Source organism: Aquimarina sp. AD1 (genome assembly GCF_003443695.1).
GTDB lineage: Bacteria > Bacteroidota > Bacteroidia > Flavobacteriales > Flavobacteriaceae > Aquimarina > Aquimarina latercula.
This window is the reverse complement of record NZ_CP031966.1, coordinates 4,334,441-4,354,394: the sequence shown is the minus strand read 5'-3', so window position 1 is coordinate 4,354,394 and position 19,954 is coordinate 4,334,441. Positions and strand designations below refer to the sequence as shown.

General features: G+C 31.4%; 19 protein-coding genes. 6 read left to right on the top strand and 13 right to left on the bottom strand.

The annotated features are described in order from the left end of the window. Positions 1-137: 137 nt before the first annotated feature. The 3 genes from D1815_RS18725 to D1815_RS18715 all read right to left on the bottom strand — a co-directional run bounded on the left by D1815_RS18725 (position 138) and on the right by D1815_RS18715 (position 3,736). On the bottom strand, positions 138-1,115 hold the full coding sequence (locus tag D1815_RS18725; protein ID WP_027393949.1) for a ribonucleotide-diphosphate reductase subunit beta: 978 nt from the start codon (positions 1,113-1,115) through the stop codon (positions 138-140). A gap of 437 nt (positions 1,116-1,552) precedes the next feature. Then, positions 1,553-2,287, bottom strand: coding sequence for a hypothetical protein (locus D1815_RS18720; RefSeq protein ID WP_118388880.1), 735 nt, complete (start codon positions 2,285-2,287; stop codon positions 1,553-1,555). Between the two features lie 90 nt (positions 2,288-2,377). Beyond that, positions 2,378-3,736, bottom strand: coding sequence for an OmpA family protein (locus D1815_RS18715; RefSeq protein ID WP_118388878.1), 1,359 nt, complete (start codon positions 3,734-3,736; stop codon positions 2,378-2,380). Positions 3,737-3,843: 107 nt separating this feature from the next. Here D1815_RS18715 and D1815_RS18710 point away from each other — a divergent pair, with 107 nt between their 5' ends. Next, positions 3,844-4,386: an RNA polymerase sigma factor gene (locus tag D1815_RS18710; protein WP_035085789.1), complete on the top strand. Its 543-nt coding sequence runs from the start codon at positions 3,844-3,846 to the stop codon at positions 4,384-4,386. After that, positions 4,387-5,121, top strand: a complete 735-nt coding sequence (locus D1815_RS18705; RefSeq protein WP_027393952.1) for a hypothetical protein — start codon at positions 4,387-4,389, stop codon at positions 5,119-5,121. Positions 5,122-5,132: 11 nt separating this feature from the next. On the opposite strand, the gene D1815_RS18700 is transcribed toward D1815_RS18705, so the two are convergent. The 3 genes from D1815_RS18700 to D1815_RS18690 form a co-directional block, all read right to left on the bottom strand. Next, a complete protein-coding gene (locus tag D1815_RS18700) occupies positions 5,133-7,967 on the bottom strand; it encodes a CHAT domain-containing tetratricopeptide repeat protein (protein ID WP_118388876.1) in 2,835 nt (944 codons plus the stop codon). A gap of 54 nt (positions 7,968-8,021) precedes the next feature. Beyond that, on the bottom strand, positions 8,022-8,675 hold the full coding sequence (locus D1815_RS18695) for a hypothetical protein (protein WP_035085791.1): 654 nt from the start codon (positions 8,673-8,675) through the stop codon (positions 8,022-8,024). Between the two features lie 79 nt (positions 8,676-8,754). Continuing rightward, positions 8,755-9,324: a DUF3109 family protein gene (locus D1815_RS18690; RefSeq protein ID WP_027393955.1), complete on the bottom strand. Its 570-nt coding sequence runs from the start codon at positions 9,322-9,324 to the stop codon at positions 8,755-8,757. A 114-nt stretch (positions 9,325-9,438) separates the two neighbouring features. On the opposite strand from D1815_RS18690, the gene D1815_RS18685 reads away from it, so the two are divergent. Together D1815_RS18685 and D1815_RS18680 are read left to right on the top strand one after the other, a co-directional pair. Beyond that, positions 9,439-10,011, top strand: a complete 573-nt coding sequence (locus D1815_RS18685; protein ID WP_027393956.1) for a MarC family protein — start codon at positions 9,439-9,441, stop codon at positions 10,009-10,011. After that, a complete protein-coding gene (locus D1815_RS18680; RefSeq protein ID WP_118388874.1) occupies positions 10,012-10,212 on the top strand; it encodes a hypothetical protein in 201 nt (66 codons plus the stop codon). A gap of 3 nt (positions 10,213-10,215) precedes the next feature. On the opposite strand, the gene D1815_RS18675 is transcribed toward D1815_RS18680, so the two are convergent. From D1815_RS18675 to D1815_RS18655, 5 genes are all read right to left on the bottom strand, one after another. Beyond that, positions 10,216-10,530 carry a hypothetical protein gene (locus tag D1815_RS18675; protein WP_118388872.1) on the bottom strand — a complete coding sequence of 105 codons (315 nt, stop codon included), beginning with the start codon at positions 10,528-10,530 and terminating at the stop codon, positions 10,216-10,218. A 49-nt stretch (positions 10,531-10,579) separates the two neighbouring features. Beyond that, positions 10,580-10,867: a hypothetical protein gene (locus D1815_RS18670; protein ID WP_027393959.1), complete on the bottom strand. Its 288-nt coding sequence runs from the start codon at positions 10,865-10,867 to the stop codon at positions 10,580-10,582. 21 nt (positions 10,868-10,888) lie between these two features. Beyond that, positions 10,889-12,445, bottom strand: a complete 1,557-nt coding sequence (locus tag D1815_RS18665; protein WP_369899334.1) for a S41 family peptidase — start codon at positions 12,443-12,445, stop codon at positions 10,889-10,891. 20 nt (positions 12,446-12,465) lie between these two features. Beyond that, on the bottom strand, positions 12,466-12,897 hold the full coding sequence (locus D1815_RS18660) for a dCMP deaminase family protein (protein WP_027393961.1): 432 nt from the start codon (positions 12,895-12,897) through the stop codon (positions 12,466-12,468). 85 nt (positions 12,898-12,982) lie between these two features. Next, positions 12,983-13,567 carry a HupE/UreJ family protein gene (locus D1815_RS18655; RefSeq protein WP_118388870.1) on the bottom strand — a complete coding sequence of 195 codons (585 nt, stop codon included), beginning with the start codon at positions 13,565-13,567 and terminating at the stop codon, positions 12,983-12,985. 216 nt (positions 13,568-13,783) lie between these two features. On the opposite strand from D1815_RS18655, the gene D1815_RS18650 reads away from it, so the two are divergent. Together D1815_RS18650 and uxaC are read left to right on the top strand one after the other, a co-directional pair. Then, on the top strand, positions 13,784-14,599 hold the full coding sequence (locus tag D1815_RS18650) for a mechanosensitive ion channel family protein (protein WP_118388868.1): 816 nt from the start codon (positions 13,784-13,786) through the stop codon (positions 14,597-14,599). 217 nt (positions 14,600-14,816) lie between these two features. After that, positions 14,817-16,226, top strand: a complete 1,410-nt coding sequence (gene uxaC / locus D1815_RS18645; protein WP_118388866.1) for a glucuronate isomerase — start codon at positions 14,817-14,819, stop codon at positions 16,224-16,226. 84 nt (positions 16,227-16,310) lie between these two features. Here uxaC and D1815_RS18640 read toward each other — a convergent pair whose 3' ends face one another. Together D1815_RS18640 and D1815_RS18635 are read right to left on the bottom strand one after the other, a co-directional pair. Continuing rightward, positions 16,311-18,725, bottom strand: a complete 2,415-nt coding sequence (locus D1815_RS18640) for a glycoside hydrolase family 2 TIM barrel-domain containing protein (protein ID WP_118388864.1) — start codon at positions 18,723-18,725, stop codon at positions 16,311-16,313. A gap of 14 nt (positions 18,726-18,739) precedes the next feature. Next, positions 18,740-19,942 carry a glycoside hydrolase family 88 protein gene (locus D1815_RS18635; protein ID WP_118390073.1) on the bottom strand — a complete coding sequence of 401 codons (1,203 nt, stop codon included), beginning with the start codon at positions 19,940-19,942 and terminating at the stop codon, positions 18,740-18,742. Positions 19,943-19,954 lie beyond the last annotated feature (12 nt).

Below are 19,954 nucleotides of genomic sequence, written 5' to 3'. Positions count from 1 at the left end.
TGACTTTCGCCTTCTTTTGTTTCTTTGTAAGCTTTTAGAAAGCTTTATCAAACTGAGCTAATCGCTATTTAAATAGAAGTACTATTCTTAATTAGCTCAGAATGAATATATCCTTAATTTGAAATGATTTCTAAAGATTAAAAATCAGCATCAAAACTTATTTTATTTTCTTCTGTATCTTTATTAAGAACTCCTGCCTTTTGATATTCTGACACTCGTTTTTCAAAGAAATTTGTTTTCCCTTGCAATGAAATCATATCCATAAAATCAAATGGATTTGCAGTTCCATATTCTTTTTCACATTCTAATTCGGACAACAATCTATCGGTAACAAACTCTAAATATTGAGTCATTAGGTTTGCATTCATACCAATCAAACTTACCGGAAGAGATTCTGTAACAAACTCTCTTTCTATATTAAGAGCATCTACAATAATTTCTCTAATTCTATCTTTTGGTACTTTATTAACTAAATGTTTATTGTGTAGGTGTACTGCAAAATCACAATGTACTCCTTCGTCTCTAGAAATTAGTTCATTAGAAAAAGTAAGACCTGGCATTAAACCACGTTTCTTTAACCAAAAAATAGAACAAAATGCTCCAGAGAAGAAAATACCTTCTACCGCTGCAAAAGCTATTAATCGCTCAGCAAAAGAATCCGACTCGATCCATTTTAATGCCCAATCCGCTTTTTTCTTAATTGCAGGAAAATTATCTATTGCTTTAAATAAAATATCTTTCTCCTTTTCATCCTTTACATACGTATCGATTAGTAACGAATATGTTTCTGAATGAATATTCTCCATCATGATCTGAAAACCATAAAAGAATTTTGCTTCGCTATACTGAACTTCATTTACGAAATTCTCTGCTAAATTTTCATTCACAATTCCGTCTGAAGCTGCAAAAAATGCTAAAATGTGTTTAATAAAATATCTTTCGTCATTTGTTAACTTAGTTGCCCAGTCAGTAATGTCCTGATGTAAGTCAATTTCTTCAGCTGTCCAGAAACTAGCTTCTGATTTTTTATACCAATCCCAAATATCATGATGTTTGATAGGAAAAATAACAAATCTGTCTTTATTTTCTTGTAAAATTGGCTCTACTGCATTCATCTTTTTTTCTTTAAGCTAGTTCTATGTTTTTTTGTTTCCGCTACGGACTAACAAAGATCAAAAAATGCTCTAGAAGTTTCACAAAAAATTAGGAAACGTTTTCAACAAAGTTTTCAACACGAAGGGAATTAACCTATAAAAATCAACAATTCATATGTTTTATTTAAAATATTGACAATCAATTATTTAATCGTTAAAAAAAAGATATAAACATCGTTGTTAGTAACCTCAAAAACTACTTATTTTTCACCTGTTACCGAGGTTTTTTTACACTAAAAAAACAAAACCAAAAAACAAGCAATTTTACGGCAAAACCACATCTTAATAATTGTAAATAAAAATCAATTTTTATTGTTTAAAACAATAAAAAAAAGAAAAATCATATGCGTTATTCACATATGATTTTTCCAAAACAGTATTTTATTATTTTATTTCTTCTATGGCCAAGAAAAAGTTTCTCCAGTAGCATGATTTGTATATGTACCTGTCCCATCAGATAACCAAACAAAACTTTCAGTCAATACTCCTAACTCAAATGCTTTTATAGATCCTGATTGATCTACTTCATTGTACACAAGCTCTATCCCATTATCACTCTGATCTTTTATGCTAAAGTTGATAATGCTTCCTGTTTCACTAAATGTCATTAATACGAAGTCTCCTCCTTCTCCATTGAATCTTACATCATAGAAATTACCATCTTTACTTATTTTACCTTCATAGAAGGTTCTACGGACACCAGATTCCTCTATATCGTATGTAAAATAATCATAAGTAGCATCTGATGTTACCGTGTAATACAATGTAACCCCACCATAACTCCAAACCCAAGTACGAGTATTTCTTCCATTTTTTCCTATAATACTTTGTTGTTCTGCATCACCTGGAATTGAAAGAAAAACCGACGAATATGCCAATGCTTGTACTTGTAAAGTCGACAACGTAAATACTGCACTGGAAGCATACGTATTCTGTTGAGCATATTGTTCCATATCATCAGGTGCCTCAATATTCTCAATAGATTCTTGATACTGTTCTATACGACCTTGAATATTCTCTAATTGATCTTCATTTTCAATAATTACCCCATCATCCTCACTGCTACAGGATTGAAACATTATTGCAATTGCCATCATCACTATTACACTTATACTTTTAAATTTTGTTTTCATTATTTTTTCTTTTAATTGTTAGATAATTTACTTCTTAGTATTCATCGAACCACTTAGGTAAACATTTCGAATACTTTTTTTCAAAAAAAATTAAAGTTTTTTAAACTCCACCCTTCTATTTTTAGCTTTAGCTTCGAGTGTATTCTCTTTAGAAATAGGATCACTTTCTCCTTTACCATTGGTTTCTAACCTAGATCCATCAATCCCAAATTCATCCACAAGAACATTTTTTACAGAAACAGCTCTTTTTTTAGATAGTTTTTGATTAAAAACTTCATCTCCATCTTTATCTGTATGACCAGTTATTGACACTTTGATAGTAGGATTATCTGAAAGAATCTTTGCAATTTTTTTAATTGTACCATATGATGCAGATTTCACAGATGCTTTTCCTGTATCGAATGTAATTCCGTAAGTGACTAATTTCCCTTCTGTAATTAATTTATTACGCATATCAGGTTTTCCCACTGCATATCTTATATTACCAACATAATAGAATGTGTTTTCTGGTTTTGTTTGAGAAAAGAATTTTACATTTTTAAGCACAGTAGTTTTCTCAAATGCTCTTGGAATATCAAATACTTTTTTCTCATCAATATATATTCTCATTCGTTGCTTTTGTTTCCAAATAGAGATGTGCATTTTTTCTCCTCTACTATTATTCTTTTTATCCAACTGAGCTATCTGTTTATCTGAACTTAAGTTTAGTTTACTATCAGAACAATATTTGTGCACATCTACTTTTCCGCCATAGCTGTTTCCTCCACGAATAGCAAAAGCAAATCCATTTTTACCTGGAGTATGGTCTTGTAATTCATACCCTGGATTTTCTACATCAGAAAACACCACCATTAAATCACGTTGATACGCATACTCAGACACATCATAATCAAACACTACATCATATTCTAAAGTAAAATTCTCAGGAAACTCTTCTATAAATTCAGGAACATAAGACCCCTTTCCGGCACCTATTTGTATAAAACGTCCTTCTGTATTATTTAAAGTTACAACCTCTGCTGAGTTCGAAGAATTCCAACGTGCAGGCAAATCTCCTATTTCGTCTTGGCTAAAATCTTCGAATGCTATTACATTTTCGCCAGCTACAAAATCAAACTTGGAATATGCTGCAAAAGAAGGTTTGGTATCTGTTTCGCCTATTTCATGTTCTACTTCATTATCAGAAGAAATAACAGCACCCTTTTTCTTTTTAGTTTTCTTGCTCTTGTTCTTCTTTTTCTTCTTTTTAGGTTTTCCATCAACAGTATCATCTATCGTTTTACTTGTTTTTTTGGATACTTTTTCTTCTGTCTTCTTTAAAACAGTTTTTTCTGCCGCCCTTTCTGCAGTTTTTGCTACTTTTTTCCAAAACTGTGCTTCTATATTCTGAGGTATACACATCATAAAAAACAACACTGCTATTCCTATTATTTGTTTTGTAGTTTTCATAATACTAATTGTTTGGTTTTGTCTCTTTGTGTACGTTTTAGAAAAAAGGTTAACTTTATCTTCGGAAAATAAGATGAACCTATTACCCTATTGTCAGGTCACAAAGTATGAAGGAAGAACTCTTAACGTTAAAAAAAGGACATAATCAAGCCTTAGAAAAAATATACACAGAGTATCGCAACGCTTTTTTGCAGTTTGCAAAAAAATATGATCTAGATCATGATTCTCTTGTAGATATATATCAAGAAGCTTTTATAGCCTTACGCGAACATGCTATTAATGGTAAACTAGACACTATCAAAAGTTCTATTAAGACCTATTTGTTTAGCATTGGAAAATATATGATCTATGATCAACTCAAAAAACAGAAAAAAACAGTTTCTTATGAAAATAGTGTAGATTATAAAGAAACATCTGATGTTCAAGAGGTTTTTGAGGAGCCTCAATTAACTCCACAACAAGAATTATTACGACAACATTTCAAAAATTTAGGAAAACGTTGTCAAGAAATGTTAACCTTATTCTATTATCGGGGACTAACCATTGACGAGATTACTGAAAGCTTAGGCTATGAGAACAAAAACGTAGTAAAAAGCCAAAAATCCCGTTGTTTAAAATCCCTAAAAGAATCAATTAAAACCCCCGCATAAATGGAACGAGAAGAGTTAATAGACAAGTATTTACAATCAGAACTGACTCCTGTGGAAAAAGATCAGTTCGACAATCTTTTAGAAAACGACACTACTTTTAGAAAAGATGTTGAGTTTCTTAAAGATCTTAATCTAGTTGCTGGAGTTGAAGACAGAGATGGATTAAGAAATAGCCTAGCAGGTTTTGAAGCTAAAATTGAAGCTAAGGAAACCAAAGTAATACCGCTATTTAATTATAAAAAATTATTAGTAGCTGCATCTATATTATTGGTAGTTGCTATTGGCGGCATTACATTTCTAAAACCTTTTGGTGTGGATACCAATCAATTGTATGCGGAAAATTTTGAACCCTATAAAAATGTAGTTACTCCTATTGTTCGTGGAGATGAAGCTACCAATGAAGAGACTATTGCATTTACCTCATATGAAAGTAAAAATTATGAATTAGCTGCAGAGCAATTTGGAAATCTATTTAAAACAACAAAAAGTGCTTACTTCTTATTATACCAAGCAAATTCATTATTGGCGTCTAATAAAACCCAAGAGGCAATTCCATTATTAGAGCAACACATTTCTTTAGGAGATCAATTATCTGAAAGAGGAAAGTGGTATTTATCACTAGCCTATCTAAAAGAGAATAGAAAAAAAGAAGCTATTAATTTATTAGAAGAAATGTCTAAAACTGGAAGTTTTAAGAAAAGTGATGTCGACAAACTTTTAAGTCAATTAAAATAAGTCTACACGATCTATTTTTTTATTTTTCTTATTACTACGATTAAAATTGGAATACCAAGCAATAACAGCCACCAAAGGTATGAGGTCTTTTTTTGGAGCGGAGTTGTATCACCAGAAATCATAAATCCAGACCAATAATACGGGTGTTTTAATAATTCATCATCAGCATTATTAAGATAGGTTAACTTAGCTTCTCTTAGTGCTTGATCCTTCGATAACGATTTATTCAAGTTTTTATAAAACTCCTGCATCAACTCTGATGTGGTTTGGTCATTGATCTTCCATAATGTAGTAACCAAAGATTTAGCACCTGCATAACTAAAACCCCTCGCCAAACTAAGCATACCCTCTCCTTTTTGAAGTTTCCCTAAACCTGTTTGACAAGCGCTTAATGCCACTAAATCAGCATTAATACTATAACCATATAAATCTTTAACAAACAACAAACTAGTCTCTCCTTTATCATCTGGAGCAAACGCTAAATAAGAGTAGTCTGGATATTCATCATTGGTGGCCGCGTGTGTAGCAAAATGAAGCATATTATATGCCTTAGAATCTTCCGAAAATGATACTAGCGATGCATCATCACCTGTAATAGCTTTTCCTTCAAAGAATTTTGTTATTTGATCCACTTCATCTTTATTATATAGCAACGGTCCAAAATCAGATCTGTTTTGTGAAATATTTTTATCCACTATTTCAAAACTTGGAGCATATGCTAACAACTTATTTTTATCACTCTTTAATTTATTTTGTTGCTCTCTAAGTAATGTTGAAGAATTAGTATAAGAGATTTGGTACTCTTGGATTAAGTAATTTGCTACATCCTTTGATGCGGATAAAGCTTCAAATGGCAAATAATTCAGAACTCCATCAGGAATAATTACAAGCTCCTTAGCCTCTATCTCTTCTAAAGACCTTCTTAAAATCTGATTATAAATTAAATTTCCTGTTTTATAAATCTCGGATACATCTTTAATATTAACCTTTGACAATAGAGAATAAAAACGCGTAATTCTATCTTGATCTTCAGAGCCTAAAGGTATTTTATAGATGTTTTTCTTATTCTTTTCTACTGTAATCAAATACAAATCTGTGTTTGTAGAAAAATAACTTAATAGTGCTTTGTTTTTTATTAACTGGTTGGCTGTTTCTTCTAAACTCACTACATCCGCATTATACTTTAAATCATAATATTTAGGGTATTTTTGTTCTATATCAGAAATGAAATTATAATATTTATTCTTAAGCTGAAACAAGGAATCAAAAACCACCATATTAGATTTTTGATTAAAGAACTTTTTCTCTAAATGAATGATATTTGCTCTGAACTGCTGCTCTTTATCCACAATATCTTCTGGAACTCCACCATAAGAACTAGCTTGTGTACTTCTTGCTGCTTCTAACAGTAATACACTTTTACTTTTTTCAAAGAAATAAAAAGCATCATCAATATATGTAGTCTCTTTAGTTACCTCATAAAGATCATATGCAACGGCCACCATACTATGAAAAGCTGGATACATCTCCGATATCAGAAACTGCTTATCCACTTTACTTTCAAACTCAGGTTTTAATAAATCTAGTGTTTTGATAATTTCCTGAGAAGTGGAAAAGGCTATCTTAAGATCTTCAATTTTATTACTTTTTTGATACAATAATCGTAGTGCTTCTAACTTTTCTTTCAACACTTTTACCAGCTCTAGTTTAGACAGTACTTTTTTAGGATCAGGATTATTTTTGATATCCTTATCGTTAAAGTTTGGTGCTATCTGCATCAAAGATTCTTGATAAAATGCTAATGCCCTATTCGGATTATCTTTAGCTACATATAGTTGCCCTAATTTAGAAAAAGCCTCTGCTATATCTTGATGTTTTTCATTCTGTCTATAAGATTTTGTTTTTATTAGATATGATTGGTAAAAAGCTTCGGCCTCATCAAATTGCTTATTTTCTAAATAAACATCACCATACAGCATATCAGCAGATCTTTTAAAAGGATCATTTTCAGAATAGTACACTTCGCTTTCTTTAAGCACATCTATTGCTTTTGTTATACTATCCTGCAATAAATAATTCCTTGATAAGCGCTGATACGTAGAAAGAATGTTATTCTTAAATCTTGGGTTTTCCTTTTGTGAAATGTAAACCGGTAGTACTTCATTTAATAGCCCATTTGCACTTAAATAATCACTTTCATTTTCATAAACTCTAGCCAATCTCATTCTAGTATTAAGAATATGTCTGCTCCAATTTATTTCAGGATATCCTTCGGTAATGGATAAGGTTTTATTATGATATTCCTTTGATAAACTATATTTTCCGGTTTTTTCATACACAGCTGCTATAAAAGAATATGCGGAATAGAGTTCATTTAATTCATTCATTAAATCATCTCCGTTAGACTTTGAATCAGTTAAATCATTAACTAGTTTATTAAAATATCTTAAAGCTGTCTGGTAATTATTAATTTTATAAAAGTATTGTCCCTTTTCTAATAAAAATCTTCTTTGATAAATTGCTCCATACTCTAGGGTATCAACCGACTCTTCATCTTTTAACACCTCTTCAAAAGTTTTTAAATTCTGATTTAATTTTTTTAAATCAAAATGGTATCCATTTGCTTGGACTAAGTAAGTTAACGTATTTAACTTACCATCTAGATAATTACTTTCATCAGCAACTTTATAACTTTCTGATAAATATACATAAGCACTATCTTTATTTGCGTACAAAAAAGTACCTCCTTTATTTAAGAAATACTCATAATCTGCTAATTGTTCTTCTGTTTGAGAATAACATGATAATCCAGTAAAAATGGCTACTAAAACAAGAATATATTTCATAAAAAAAGCTCTCAAGTGATTGAGAGCTAATTTAATTATTATTTATGAAGGTAACTAAAGGTTAATACTCCCTTCTATAGAATAGGTAGTTATATCACCAATTGGTTCAAAGAACTTAGAAATTTGAACTGTCACATTTCCTTGAAAATCTATGGCTTCATTCAAAGAAATTACCTGCAATCCTGTATCTTCAAAATCTGTAAGATTACCAAATTCTGCTATTACTTCTTGATTTTCTGTAAAAACTGTTACTGCAAACCCTTCTGCATTTCCTGCCAATAAAATTTGTTCTAACCTACTAAATTCTACATCCGTAAAACACGTACAAGGAAGCGGTGGTGGCGGAACTGGCGGAAGTCTAGGTACTCTTGGTCGTACCGCAAGATCACCTACAACCTCTTCTATTTGTTCATTCAGAAAATCGATCTGCTCTGTATTAGCCTCTCTTCTTCCTTCTAATTCTTCTAACTGCCCTTGTAAATCCAGATTATTAGGATCGTTAGCTAGCTCTTCTTCAACTGATGCAATTTCTTCTGCAATCAAATCATCTTGCCTACTTAAATGCAATAGATGAAGATCTTGCTCTAAGAATGTTCCCGTTTCTTCTGCATCCGGAACAACGATGTCATCTACTATATCATCATCACTGCATCCAAAAGGAACAACAGCGAGCATAAATAGTCCGATACATACTTGAATTGTTTTCATAAAATTATTGTTTTGGTTTTAATGTTAGTATTCCTTTTCCCTAATAGGTAAACATTAATAACAATAAAAATAAGAAAATTTATTTTCTAAGATCCTCTGCTACTTTTTCTAGCTCCATATACCAGTCCTCTCCAAACTTACGTATCAATGCTTGTTTTACAAATTTGTACACAGGTACCTGAAGTTCTTTTCCTAGTGTACATGCATCATCACATATTTCCCATTTGTGATAATTAACAGCAGAAAACTCTGTGTAATCTTGCACTCTCACTGGATATAAATGACACGATATTGGTTTTTTCCAATCTACTTCTCCTTGATTATAAGCTTCTTCTATTGCGCATAAAGCTGTGCCTTTTTTATCAAAAATAACATACGCACAATCTGCTCCCTCTATTAACGGAGTTTCTAAATCACCTTGTTCAGTCTTTATAAAAGCTCCTTGGTTTTCAACTGCTTCAATACCTTCTTTTCTTAAATAAGGCTTAACAATAGGATAAATTTCTTCTAATTTTTGGGTTTCCCATTCTTCTAATGGAGCGCCTGCTTCGCCATCAATACAACAAGCACCTTTGCAAGCAGAAAGATTGCACACAAAATCTTTTTCGATGATTTCTTCTGAAACGATGGTTTTGCCTAACTGAAACATATTGCGAAGATAGTTTTTATGAAAGATAAATTTTACTGATTATTTATCTTTTTATGCTACTTTTATACTGCTAAGTCCATGCACTTTGGCACTAACCATAAAAAATCAACTAAAATGAACTTTGACTTAAAGGAAATATTGACTGCTAGTATGATACTTTTTGCGGTAATCGATATCGTAGGTAGCATTCCTATTATTATTGACCTTCGTAAAAAAGTAGGTCACATACAAAGTGAAAAAGCGTCTCTAGTAGCAGCAATTTTGATGATATTATTTTTATTTGTTGGTAAAGAGATTCTAAATCTTATTGGGATTGATGTTAATTCTTTTGCTGTGGCGGGTGCTTTTATCATATTCTTTTTAGCATTAGAAATGATTTTAGGAATTCAGTTATACAAAGATGATGAACCTGAAACTGCGGCAGTAGTTCCTTTAGCATTTCCACTTATTGCTGGAGCTGGAACGATGACATCTATATTATCCCTTAGAGCAGAGTATCAACCTATAAACATAGTAATCGCTATTGTTGTCAACATTATTTTTGTTTATATTGTATTAAAGGCTTCTGGAAGAATAGAAAAAGTACTAGGTAAACAAGGAATTAATGTTATTAGAAAAATATTTGGTGTAATTTTGCTTGCAATTGCAGTAAAGTTATTTGCAACTAATATAAAAGGACTATTTTAAATGAAGTACTTTATTTACGCTTTAATCGTGATAGCCATTTCTTTGATTATTTATAATGCTACAGTTTTAGACTTTAGCAATATTCTGAAAGGAGATAGCAAAACAGCATTAATCAGTATTCTTGGTTCGGCATGTGTGGTTGTATTGCTTACGATACTTTTGGTCTCCAGAGCTATACAACAAAAACACAAAAACGGATAAATTTTAGGCTATAAAGGTTACAAGAAAACAACCAATGATTACTGGTGGTAATGAAATTACCGCCAGAATCATAAAAAGATTGTGCAGTTTTCTAAATATCAATGCTTTCTTTAGTGATTTTTTTAATTTCATATCTTCTGTACTCTCGATATGTTCTCTAATTAAATCACCTGATACGTAAGAAGAATCTACCAAAATCTCATTATCTAAAAATAATGATGCACTATTATCTAACAACCGAAACCCTACTGCCACGATAAAGAAAAAAAGTGGAGAGCAAAGCGCAATTGCTAATAAATATTCTTTTAATTCAGGCATATTTGGGGTCGAGATAAGATTCTTAGGTCTTTTTCTGTTTTTAAAAATATCATTTAAATGTTAATATTACCAGAAAAACTCCAGATATTAATGAAAACATTATAAATAGTTGGTGTAATTTTCTTAACACTAAAGCTTTCTTCAGTGATTTCTTAAACCTAATATCTGATGTACTTTTTATATGTCTTTTTAGCAATGAAGTGGCTGGATAAGATGATTGTACAAAAATCCCATGACTTAATAAAATAGCTGCACTGTTATTGATCAATGTAATTACAGCTGCTACTAAGAAAAAACAGAAACAAGAAATCGCTAAAAAACCAGGTAATGATTCCATTTCTATATTGGATTTAAGTTTTTAATCAGAAATAGATAAAACTTTTTGAATCATTTTATCATCTTCATTAATAATTTTTTCAAATTCACTAGTCCCAAATAGTTGTTGGGCCATAATAGCTTTTAAATATTTCTTTAATTGTTCTCGATAATTTTTTAAATTAATATCTATTCCATTTTTTCTTGTATACACAAGAAATCCATCTGCAAAATCATCGTCTATTCTTATTTCTTCTTTGAATTGCTCTTCTGTCAATTCATTATAAAATGGTCTCTTTTTATCCAATTCCTCGAAAATATACCCTCCCATTCTTCCAGATCTAAGCATATAATCTAGGGTTTCTCCTACTCTTGTCGTATCCTTACTAACAAAAATATCAGGTATAATTCCTCCACCCCCATATACCGTTTTACCACCTGGAGTTTTAAATTTCAAAGAATCTGCAACCTGTATACTATCTGCATTCTGTAATTCTCCGTTTTTATATCTTTCTAAATATTCATTAAAATACTCTTTATTACCATTCTCATAAGGCTTCTGAATTGATCGCCCAGTTGGTGTGTAATATCTAGAAATTGTCAATCGAATCGCGCTACCGTCTCCTAACGCCATTTCTCTCTGCACCAAACCTTTTCCATAAGAACGCCGTCCTACAATAGTTCCCCTATCATTGTCTTGTATTGCACCAGCAAAAATCTCACTAGCAGAAGCAGAATTTTCATTAATCAACACATAGACGTTTCCTTTCTCAAAACTTCCATTACGTGTGGCATAATTATTTTCTATGGCTCCTTTTTTATTCTTAGTAAACATGATCAATTCATCATTTTTCAAAAACTCATCAGCCATTTTTAACGCAGGGGCAATAAAACCTCCTCCATTGTCTCTAAGGTCCACAACTAAATTCTCTGCACCAAGATCTTGTAAAGAATCTAATGCTTTTTTAAACTCTTTATAGGTAGTCTCTGCAAAACGATTCACCTTTATATACCCTAACTTATCTTTTAGCATATAACTAGCATCCACACTTCTCAATGGTACTCGACCACGTTTTACCACTACATCAAATATCCCCGTACCTTTTCTATATACTTTTAACTGTACTTGACTATTTAGCTCTCCTTTTAATTTATCTGCTAATCCATCTCTTCTTAAGCGCTCTCCATACAACGTATCCTGATCCGCCATGAGGATTCTATCTCCAGCTAAAATTCCTGATCGCTCACTAGGACCGCCTTTAATTGTATTAATAACAGAAATAGTATCTCTATAAGGGTAATAACTTACACCTATTCCAATGAAATCTCCCTGCATACTTTCTGTAATACCTTCTAACTCTTCTGGAGGAATATAAACCGAATGAGGGTCAAGGTTTTCGAGAATTCTATTTACTGTCACATCAACAATACTATCTGTGTTGATTTCATCAACATATTCATAATCTATATAATCGATAAGCCTATTTAGTTTTTCCTTTTTAGCATTATAGGAAAATAGCTTAGCTGATGGATTGCTAAAATTGAGTTTACTTCCTAAAAAAACTCCCGCTCCCATCGCCAAACCAATAAATAATGGCAAGTATTTTTTTGAATAACCCATTAATCGTCTAAATCAGTAATCTTTTCTATTTCTACACCAGCCTTTTCTAAAAACAAAAGCCCAGAATTATCTTTATAGGCATTTTGATAAACAATTCTTTTTATTCCTGCTTGATGAATTAACTTGCTACATTCTTTGCAAGGAGAAAGTGTAATATATAACGTAGCTCCTTTACAAGATTGTGTTGAAGAAGCAACTTTTAAAATTGCATTTGCTTCTGCATGTAACACATACCATTTCGTATATCCCTCTTCATCCTCACAAGGATTTTCGAAACCAGTTGGAGTTCCATTAAATCCATCAGAAATAATCATTCTATCCTTTACAATAACCGCACCAACTTTTTTTCTCTCACAATGAGATAACTTCCCCCATTCTCTCGCTATTCTTAGATAGGCCTTATCATATTTTAATTGCTTATTTTGGGGCATATATATAAATTGGATAGTACTTATTATTAATAAAGTACGAATATATTATGACTATGTGTCAAATACAACCCTAATTGATAATTAATTACCATATTTTGCTTGAAATTATCATAGGGATTACCATCCCAATTACTATAGAAGAGACTACTAATATCCAATCACGTTTAGAAAATCTAAAAATTGTTTGAACAAGGAAACTAATAATCAGAACTATTAGTACTACAATAATTTGAGAAACTTCAATACCAAGAGCGAATTCTAATATTGACAGAGCTTTATAATCACTAGCACTGCTAATCATATCAAAATAACTTGAAAAACCTAGTCCATGAATAAGCCCAAAAAACGCAGTGGTTGTATATAACACACCAATTTTATCTTGCTTAGTTGTATTCTTTGCTGTAAACACATTAAATAAAGCGGTTATTAATATGGTAATCGGGATTAAAAATTCGACCAATTTTGAATTTACAGAAACTATATCATAAACAGCTAAAAATAAAGAAACGGTATGACCTAAAGTAAATAAAGTAACTAAGGTTAATATTCTTTTCCAATCGTCAAAAGTATAAGCAATAATAAGAACTATAAAAAATAGAACGTGGTCATATGCTTGCCAATCTAAAACGTGAAAGAAACCTTCTTTAAAAAAGTATAAAAACTCTGACATAAATTTGTGTTTTGAGGTTGCGTAATGTACAATTAAAATGAAGAATGTAGAAGTTTTGTAGGAACTCTTATAAAAATTTTAGGATTATCAACCTTTTAAAGGGATTGAATCACCCTTTGTCGAATTTTTAGCATTCTTACATATTGTATTAAGCTATCAAAAGCATAAATCATTAATTTTAAGATTTACAAATCACTAATTTAAAAAAACTTGTATATGGATATTCAAAAATGGTTAGATAAAGGTATTGAATTTATCGTTGATTTTGGACCAAAGGTAATAGGCGCTATTCTAATCTGGATCATTGGTTCTTGGGTTATAAAAAAACTAATGAAAGGTATTTCTAAAGTTATGGAGGTTAGACAATATGATGAAAGCCTTCAAAAATTCCTGAGTAATCTTTTAGGTTGGATTCTAAAAATTATTTTAATACTTGCTGTGCTTGGTACGGTTGGAGTAGAAACTACTTCTTTTGCTGCAATATTGGCCGCAGCTGGTTTGGCAGTCGGTTTAGCTTTACAAGGGTCTTTAGCTAATTTTGCTGGTGGTGTACTTATTATGATCTTTAAACCATTTAAAATTGGAGATTTAATAGAAGCCCAAGGTGTAATAGGTGTAGTAAAAGAAATAGAAATTTTTACAACAAAATTATCAACCCCAGATAATAAAGAAGCAATCGTTCCTAACGGAACTTTATCAAATGGAAATATTATTAATTACACTTCTCAAGGAACACTTAGAGTAGATCTTAACATTGGTATTGGATATGGAGATGATATCAAAAAAGCCAAAGATGTTATTATGAAAGTTCTTATTGATAATCCAAAAGTTTTGAAAGATCCAGCTCCTACTGTTGCCGTTAGCGAACTTGGAGATAATGCTATTAATCTTGTAGTAAGACCAAATGCTAATGTTGCAGATTATTGGGATGTTTACTTCAGTGCGTTAGAGGATTCTAAAAATGCATTAGATGCAGCAGGGATATCAATTCCATACCCTCAAAGAGATGTACATATTCATAATGTAAAATAATATTTATATAAATAACATAACAAGGTCTCATAATTTGAGGCCTTTTTTTTATTAAATAAAAAAAAAGAAATCCAACCTAACATTTTATAAGCTTTACTTTTTTGTCGAGACAAAAAATATAACAGAGATTGAACAATTCATTACCCAAAAAAAAATCTTTGAATACCATATGGTAGCTATATTGCAATTATGTTTTAATTCAAACTATCTAGGGAATATGAAAGCAACTTCTACCTTTATTCATAATGACTTTTTATTACAGAATGAATTTTCAAGAATTCTTTATCATTCTTATGCCAAAGATCTACCCATTATAGACTATCATAATCATCTATCTCCAAAAGACATTTGTGAAAACAAAAAATTCAAGACTATTGGTGAAGTTTGGTTAGAAGGTGATCATTATAAGTGGCGTGCTATGCGAACATTAGGCATTGAAGAAATGTATATTACGGGTAGAGCTAATGATAAAGACAAATTTCTGAAGTGGTCAGAGACAGTTCCTTACAGCATTAGAAACCCATTGTTTCACTGGACACACATGGAGCTTAAGAAGCATTTTTCTATCTCTGAATTATTATCTCCAGAAACAGCTGAGAAAATTTACTCATCAGCCAATGAACAATTACAACGTTCCAGCCACTCCGTACAAGGATTATTAAAGATGAATAATGTGGAGGTAGTTTGTACCACAGATGACCCTATAGATACGTTAATACATCATACTACGTATGCAGGTAAGGAAAAAATAATGAAGTTACTACCAACTTTTAGACCGGATAAGTCCTATGCGGTAGAAAATATCGAAAGTTATTTAAAGTATCTAAATAAGTTAGAGATCAAATCCAATATCCAAATTAAAAACTTTGAAGATCTCTTAGCTGCACTCGAAAATAGAATTGATTACTTCCATAAAACAGGTTGTAGATTATCAGATCATGGTTTAGAGAACCTATATCACTTTAAAAAAGGAACCTATAATATCGAACAGATTTTCAAAAAAATTAAAAATCAAAAATCCATAAGCACTTCGGAAATTAATTATTTTAAGTTTGAAGTTCTATATTTTTTAAGCACCTGTTATCATAAACGAGGATGGGTTCAACAATATCATCTAGGTGCAATTAGAAATAATAATAGGAGGCTTCTAAAAAAACTTGGTCCTGATACGGGATTTGATTCTATTGGTGATTATTCCCAAGCCAAAAATTTAAGTGGATTTTTAAATTCTTTAGATACAACAGATCAACTTGCAAAAACTATTCTATATAACTTGAATCCATCAAACAATGAGGTTTTTGCTTCTATGGTTGGTAATTTTAATGATGGTACTATTAAAGGAAAAGTTCAATATGGTGCAGCATGGTGGTTCCTAGATCAAAAAGATGGTATGGAAAAACATTTAAATACATTGTCTAGTCTAGGTATGCTTAGTTGTTTTGTTGGGATGTTAACTGATTCAAGAAGTTTTTTATCTTTTCCGCGACACGATTATTTTCGTCGTATCCTCTGTAATTTGATTGGAGGTGATGTAAAAAATGGAATATTACCTAAGGATGAAAAATGGTTAGGTAAAATTGTTTCTGACATTTGTTACCATAATGCTAAAGCCTTTTTTCCTTTTTAAAAAACAATAGAGGAGGCATCACAAAACACCTCCCCTAAAAACAATTCAAAAACTAACAAAATGTAAACTCTAACTATTAAACTATTATTTTGATATGGTTAAATAAGTTCCTTTAAAACTTTGATTTAACACCATCATTTCGACAGTAGAGTTTTCTTTATTTGGCACAACTTCAATTTGTGCCTTCCCATTAGACATTTTAATGGATTCACTGCCCATTGGTGTGCCTAGGTATTTCTTATTAACTCCTCCAGATAAGCATTGAAAATAAACTCGCTCTTCATAGTCTAAACATATCAATCCTTCTTTATCTTTTGCAACAGCAGTAATTAAATAATTACCATTTTTTAATTCTTTATAGGAAAGTGATAAAGACTTAGCCACATCATTTTTCTTATACCTATAGTCTACTTTAAGACTATCTGTGACTTTTTCACCATCTCTATATCCAATTGCTTTTAGCTGGTTAGTACCTTCTTTAAAAAGTAGGTCCCAGGTTAATCCAGAAGCTGGAAATTTATTAATATCTTTTTTCTTTCGCCCTAGAGATTTTCCTTCAAAAAATAGTTCTACTGTATCACAGTTACTAAATACATTAATGGTTCGTGAGGTATCTTTAGGTCCTTGTCTTTCTGTCCAGGTATGAGATTCTATATATACAAATGGATCCTTTGCCCAATAACTTTTAAAAACGTAGTATGCATCTTTAGGGTTCCCTTCTCGATCCATAATCCCTTTTTGATTAACATATGGAATATCATTTTCTGGTCTTAACGGTGTTCCAAAATCTTTAAACGCCCATTGTACATTCCCTACAAAAGATGGATTAGTTTCTGCTATCTTTAAATGCCAATCAAAAAGATCTACAATATAATTCTCGCTCCAATCACCTATTTTGGCAATATTAGTAACAGAAGTTTGTGTAATAGCTTCTGTCCATCCATCCGGATCCATAGCTCCACTACCGTCTATTGGATTTTCTGTATGTCTCCCATAATGACTAGACCCTCCATACTCAGCGTGGAGAAAATGATCATATTCTTTTATATATTTTTTTAAAGCTTTTTCGTAGGTAGTATAACTACCAGAATACCAACCAGACCAGATAGATGGTGAAAATACATCTACAATATCTGATCCTGAATAATATTTACGGATAGCAGTTTTTCTTGTTGGATCTAATGTATGTGATAGTGTATTTAATTCTTCTAAAAAATCATTTAATTTCTTCTCATTATCCCCATCCTTAAAATCTGGCAACCAATAAATTTCATTTCCTAAAGACCATATGATAACACTTGGATGATTATAGTTTTGATTGATAATTTCGGATAACATGTTTTTGGTATTGGTCTTCCAATTTTCATTTCCAATTCCTCCTCTACACCAAGGTAATTCATCCCAAACTAAAATTCCTAACTCATCGCACATTTTATAAACTTCTGGGTCCTGAGGATAATGTGCTAACCTAATAAAATTAGCACCCATCTCTTTTATAGCTTTAATATCATTGCGATGCAATTCATTAGGCATTGCTGCTCCATATCCTGCATGTTCTTCGTGACGATGTGTTCCTCGTAACAATACTCTTTTCCCATTAAGATAAAATGGTCCATTTTTTTTAAACTCGAACCAGCGGAAGCCTACTTTTTCTGACAATTTATCGATGTGTTTCCCAGATTTTAATAATGCAATATCAACGCTATATAAGTAGGGAGTGTCGATACCCCAAAGCAATGGTTTAATAGTATCCTTAAAATCTAGTATCAATTGATTCGTTGATACCTTTTCCCTAACCACTTGTATTTCATTTCCATTTGGATCAAAAAGCCTAGCCTCTACTTCGTATTTTTCATTTTCTTTAAGATCTGCAATGTTTACATCCAGTTTTAGCGAAGCTTTCTCAGGAGAAACGAATGGAGTATTTACTTTTAGATTCGAAATATTAGTTTTATGTTTTTGAAGTAACCATACGTCTCTGGTTATTCCCCCATATATAAAAAAGTCACTTTTTTGTGAAGGTATTATTTCGGGATCATAACTATTATCAACCCTAACAAGTATCTCATTATTTCCTGTTTTTAGCTCTTTAGAAATATCAAAAGAAAACCCTATATAGCCTCCTTTATGGTCTCCAACTAGTTTACCATTTACATATACGTGGGTAGTAATATTTGCACCTTCAAAATACAAGACATAAGCAACATCCTGATTTATTGTTTCGAACTTAAGTTTTTTTCTATACCAACTTGCACTTCTTCGATAACCTGGATCAAGATCCATAGTATCATAATTATTCCAAGTGTGCGGCAAGTTAATAGAGACCCAATCTGTATATTTATAAACTTGATCAATATTCTCGATACTCAACTCTAAATATTCCCAATTATCATTTATATTTTCTTTTAATCTACTTATTTGCGCTAAGCAATAAGAGGATAAAAAAAGTAACACTATAAACTGTGCCAATTTTAAAAAAGAAAAAATAGTATTATTCATAGGACTTATAGGCTTTACTTAAGATTCTTTCTCCTTAAAATTGCTTCTAAAAAATAGTAATCGGCGTAATTAATTGGCCCATTAATTTCATCATTTTTAGGCCAATTTCCCGTGCTATGATTTAGAATAAAGGGTACATTAGTTTCTTTTTGGATTACATATTTTTTTGATGATAAACTTGTTATAATTTCATCTGCAAATTCCAGATATTTTTTGTCTTTGGTGTATTCATATAATTCTATCATTCCTGAAGCAATAACTGCCGCAGCCGAAGCATCTCTTGGTTCACTAGGAATATTAGGAGCATCAAAATCCCAATATGGTACAGCATCTTCTGGGAGGTTTTTATGTTCCATAAAAAAAGAAGCAATCTTTTTAGATTGTTCTAAAAACTCTACATCTTCAGTATACCTATATGCCATCGTATAACCATAAAGTCCCCAAGCTTGGCCTCTTGCCCAAGACGATTCATTTCTAAAACCTTGATGAGTTACCTTTGTTCTAATATTACCGGTTATGGTATCATAATCTATTACGTGATAACTACTATTATTCTCCCTAAAATGGTTTTTTAAAGTCGTGTTAGCGTGTTGTTGGGCTATATTATAATATTTAGGGTCTTCTGAGTAATTAGATGCTTCAAAAAGCAATTCTAAATTCATCATATTATCAATAATCACAGGAAACTGCCATTCTTCCTTATTAAAATCCCAAGAACGAATCGATCCGACAATACTGTTATATCTAGTCGATAAAGTTTCTGCGCTTTCTAAAATAATGACTCTATAAGATTCATCATTCGTCATTCTGTATCCATTTCCAAAACTACAGAACACTTTAAATCCCATATCATGGGTTCTATCATTATACTTTTCTTTTTCAATAAAAATTGTCCATTCTTTAGCCTTTGCTTTATATCTAGCATCACCAGTTAATTGATAAATTTTCCAAAGAGTACCTGGAAAAAAACCACTGGTCCAATCCTTTGAAGGGACTTTTTTAATAATCCCATTATCATCAGCACTTCTTGGAAAAGCTAAAGAATCTACTGGATACTCTAATAAATATGAAAGCCTATCTGAATATTGAATAATCTTATCCTCTTCAGCTATTGTATCTTCTTGTTTATTATCCGAAGAAATATCCTTACACTCGGTAAAACATATTAGTAAAGTGATAATTAATCCGAAAAGTATTTTTCTTTTTTCTTTTATCATAGATATCATCAA

Bases quoted from the DNA above. Each gene is read 5' to 3' on its own strand.
- D1815_RS18705 (WP_027393952.1), top strand. From the start codon at position 4,387: ATGGAACGAGAAGAGTTAATAGACAAGTATTTACAATCAGAACTGACT.
- D1815_RS18670 (WP_027393959.1), bottom strand. From the start codon at position 10,867: ATGGAATCATTACCTGGTTTTTTAGCGATTTCTTGTTTCTGTTTTTTC.
- D1815_RS18675 (WP_118388872.1), bottom strand. From the start codon at position 10,530: ATGCCTGAATTAAAAGAATATTTATTAGCAATTGCGCTTTGCTCTCCA.
- D1815_RS18680 (WP_118388874.1), top strand. From the start codon at position 10,012: ATGAAGTACTTTATTTACGCTTTAATCGTGATAGCCATTTCTTTGATT.
- D1815_RS18650 (WP_118388868.1), top strand. From the start codon at position 13,784: ATGGATATTCAAAAATGGTTAGATAAAGGTATTGAATTTATCGTTGAT.
- D1815_RS18720 (WP_118388880.1), bottom strand. From the start codon at position 2,287: ATGAAAACAAAATTTAAAAGTATAAGTGTAATAGTGATGATGGCAATT.
- D1815_RS18660 (WP_027393961.1), bottom strand. From the start codon at position 12,897: ATGCCCCAAAATAAGCAATTAAAATATGATAAGGCCTATCTAAGAATA.
- D1815_RS18685 (WP_027393956.1), top strand. From the start codon at position 9,439: ATGAACTTTGACTTAAAGGAAATATTGACTGCTAGTATGATACTTTTT.
- D1815_RS18700 (WP_118388876.1), bottom strand. From the start codon at position 7,967: ATGAAATATATTCTTGTTTTAGTAGCCATTTTTACTGGATTATCATGT.
- uxaC (WP_118388866.1), top strand. From the start codon at position 14,817: ATGAAAGCAACTTCTACCTTTATTCATAATGACTTTTTATTACAGAAT.
- D1815_RS18725 (WP_027393949.1), bottom strand. From the start codon at position 1,115: ATGAATGCAGTAGAGCCAATTTTACAAGAAAATAAAGACAGATTTGTT.
- D1815_RS18710 (WP_035085789.1), top strand. From the start codon at position 3,844: ATGAAGGAAGAACTCTTAACGTTAAAAAAAGGACATAATCAAGCCTTA.
- D1815_RS18695 (WP_035085791.1), bottom strand. From the start codon at position 8,675: ATGAAAACAATTCAAGTATGTATCGGACTATTTATGCTCGCTGTTGTT.
- D1815_RS18640 (WP_118388864.1), bottom strand. From the start codon at position 18,725: ATGAATAATACTATTTTTTCTTTTTTAAAATTGGCACAGTTTATAGTG.
- D1815_RS18635 (WP_118390073.1), bottom strand. From the start codon at position 19,942: ATGATAAAAGAAAAAAGAAAAATACTTTTCGGATTAATTATCACTTTA.
- D1815_RS18655 (WP_118388870.1), bottom strand. From the start codon at position 13,567: ATGTCAGAGTTTTTATACTTTTTTAAAGAAGGTTTCTTTCACGTTTTA.
- D1815_RS18690 (WP_027393955.1), bottom strand. From the start codon at position 9,324: ATGTTTCAGTTAGGCAAAACCATCGTTTCAGAAGAAATCATCGAAAAA.
- D1815_RS18715 (WP_118388878.1), bottom strand. From the start codon at position 3,736: ATGAAAACTACAAAACAAATAATAGGAATAGCAGTGTTGTTTTTTATG.